3 protein-coding genes and 1 pseudogene are annotated in these 3,019 nt (G+C 63.0%); all 4 read left to right on the forward strand.

Annotated elements, in window-relative coordinates; all coding sequences use genetic code 11:
- Positions 1-529: PDZ domain-containing protein (locus tag J0I79_RS34650; RefSeq protein WP_292870572.1), on the forward strand; the 529-nt coding region annotated here is incomplete at its 5' end.
- A gap of 43 nt (positions 530-572) precedes the next feature.
- Complete coding sequence (locus tag J0I79_RS34655) at positions 573-1,880, forward strand: replication-associated recombination protein A (RefSeq protein ID WP_292870575.1); 1,308 nt, start codon at positions 573-575, stop codon at positions 1,878-1,880.
- 5 nt (positions 1,881-1,885) lie between these two features.
- Positions 1,886-2,566 carry a DUF930 domain-containing protein gene (locus J0I79_RS34660; protein WP_292870578.1) on the forward strand — a complete coding sequence of 227 codons (681 nt, stop codon included), beginning with the start codon at positions 1,886-1,888 and terminating at the stop codon, positions 2,564-2,566.
- A gap of 163 nt (positions 2,567-2,729) precedes the next feature.
- Positions 2,730-3,019, forward strand: a pseudogene (locus J0I79_RS34665) (aspartyl/asparaginyl beta-hydroxylase domain-containing protein); the annotation flags it as partial.

The raw sequence follows: 3,019 nt of genomic DNA on the forward strand, positions 1-3,019 counted from the left end.
GCTGGTCTCTTCCGTCGAGGCGACCGGTCCCTCCGGCAAAGCGGGGCTGAAGCCGGGCGATGTCGTGCTGCAAGTCAACGGCAAGCCGGTCGAGAGCATCGAAGCCTTGGACTATCGCATGGCGACGCTGTCGATCGGCACCAAGGCCAATTTCGCGATCCTGACCAAGGGCCAGCAGGCGGCGATGGACATCGCACTGGAGCGGGCCCCCGAGGGTGCGAAGGCTGCCGAAGTCACGTTGCATGGCCGCAGCCCGTTCTCGGGCGCCAAGGTCGCCGAACTGTCGCCGCGGCTGGCCCAGAAGCTTGGCCTGCGTACCGACCTCAAGGGTGTGACGGTGATCGACATCAATCGCGATTCGCCGGCGGCCGATTTCGGCTTCCAGCCGGGCGACATCGTGCGCGAGGTCAATGGCACCGCAATCGACACCGCCGCGACGCTGGCGCAGATAGCCCAGCAGGATACGCGCTGGTGGCGCTTTACGGTCGAACGTGGCGGGCAGATACTGCGCCAGGTATTGCGTTACTGAGTTCGGTTTCTGAAGAGATCGCGCTCCAACCCAAAAGAAGTGCATGGCCGATCTGTTCAGTGTCGACGAACCGGAAAAGGCGCCGCCAGGCAGGCCATTGGCCGACAGGCTGCGGCCGAGAAACCTTGGCGAGGTGGTTGGCCAGGAACATCTGACCGGGCCAGATGGCGCGCTTACCCGCCTGATCGGTTCCGGCTCGCTCGGCTCGATGATCTTCTGGGGGCCGCCAGGCACCGGCAAAACAACCGTGGCAAGGCTGCTTGCCGGTGAGACCAGCCTTGCATTCGAGCAGATCTCGGCGATCTTTTCCGGCGTTGCCGACCTGAAAAAAGTCTTCGAGGCCGCCAGGTTGCGCCGCGCCAATGGCCGCCAGACGCTGCTGTTCGTCGACGAGATCCATCGTTTCAACCGGGCCCAGCAGGATTCCTTTCTCCCGGTCATGGAGGATGGAACGGTGGTTCTGGTGGGAGCCACGACCGAGAACCCATCCTTCGAACTCAATGCGGCGCTATTATCACGCGCACGGGTCATGGTCTTTCATTCGCTCGGCGAGGAAAGCATCGCCAGGCTGATGGCGCGGGCAGAGGAGACCGAGGGCAAGGCGCTGCCGCTCGACGACGAGGCGAGGGCAATGCTGGTGCGCATGAGCGACGGCGACGGCCGCGCGTCGCTGACGCTAGCGGAAGAAGTATGGCGCGCCGCCAAGCCGGGCGAGATCTTCGACGCCGAAGGCCTGCAGCGCATCGTTCAGCGCCGCGCGCCGATCTACGACAAAGGCCAGGACGGCCATTACAATCTGATTTCGGCGCTGCACAAGTCGGTGCGCGGGTCGGATCCCGATGCCGCGCTCTACTATCTGGCCCGCATGTTCGATGCCGGCGAAGATCCGCTCTATCTCGGCCGCCGCCTGGTGCGCATGGCGATGGAGGATATCGGTCTTGCCGATCCGCAGGCGCTGGTCGTCGCCAACGCCGCCAAGGACGCTTATGATTATCTTGGCTCGCCGGAGGGCGAACTCGCCTTCGCCGAGGCCACGGTCTATCTCGCCACCGCGCCCAAATCCAACGCTGTCTACACCGCCTTCAAGGCGGCCACGCGCGCCGCCAAGGAGCATGGCTCGCTGCTGCCGCCCAAGCACATCCTCAACGCGCCGACCAAGCTGATGAAGGAGGAGGATTACGGCGCCGGCTATCGCTATGACCATGACGAGCCGGAGGCCTTTTCCGGCCAGGACTATTTCCCGGAGAAGATGGGCCGCCAGACCTTCTATGATCCGCCCGAGCGTGGCTTCGAGCGCGATATCCGCAAGCGGCTGGACTATTGGGCAAAGCTGCGCAGGGAACGGGGATAGCGCATTTGCGTGGTCCGGTGGTTGTGACGCCGCGAGACGAGGCTTCGCCCTGGGGCGTTTCAACTTCGGTCGTCCTCCATGCGGTGTTCGCCGCGCTTCTGGCGTTGATGCCTTTGCCCAAGCGGCCGAACCGGCAGGAAGAAGAGCGTGTGTCGGTCGACATCCTGACGCCGCAACAGTTCGAGGCATCGACCAGGCCGCCGCCAAAGCTTGAGGCCATTTCCGCGCCGCCGCAGGTGCAGGCGGCACCGCCAACGCCTGCATCGATACCGGCCAAACCTCAACCGCCCGCCGCGCCGACGATGATCCGGCCGACAGAAATGCTGTCGGCCAAGACACTTGCCGATCCGCGCAGCCGGCAGGCACGCGCCGACCTGAAAACTTTCGCTTCCGATGAGCGCATGGTGCAATTGTGCAATCTCGAGGCGATGGATCAGATCCGCCGCTGGCGCGCAGACTTTCAGCCGGAGCGCGTGGTGCCTTACGCGACGGCCGAGGAGAAAATCACCGGAACCACGATTGCCGCCGACGGCGCGGCTTTCCGCAGCCGCAGAAACTGGTATGGTCTGAAGTTCAGATGCCAGCTGGCTGGAGACGGCGAAAGTGTCGTCGGCTTCGAATTTCTGGTTGGCGATCTGGTCCCCAGGGAGAAATGGGACGAGCTTGGCCTGCCGGCGGTGCACTGACCTGATACCGGCAGGTTTCACAAGGCAACCAGCCGGCCGGCATACCACTGGCCGTTGTGTGGTGACCCAAAAAACCTTATCAAGGCGCACGACCGGGCGGTGGTCGTTGCCGTGATTTCGGCATCACTCATTCGCAACAGGATCGCGCTTCGCGCGTGGAAAAATGACAAAGACCCTTCGCAAAACCCTTCGCAAATTCGCCATCGCCATTCCACTTTTCGCCCTTGGCTTCTACTTCATCCCGATCCTGACGACGATCTTCATCGTCTGCGGATTGATCGACGTGCTGCGCAACGACAGAAAGGACCTTTCGCTGTTCAGCGGCTATTTCCTCGGCAACGGGCTCTTCACCTGGCTGCTTTCGCCGTTCAACCTGCTGGTCGATCTCCTGTGCTACAGAAATCCGGGCGTGTGGAAGCTGGAGCAGTTTCCCGCCGACTATCAGCGCGAGGT

Source organism: Mesorhizobium sp. (assembly GCF_017306585.1).
Classification (GTDB): Bacteria; Pseudomonadota; Alphaproteobacteria; order Rhizobiales; family Rhizobiaceae; genus Mesorhizobium.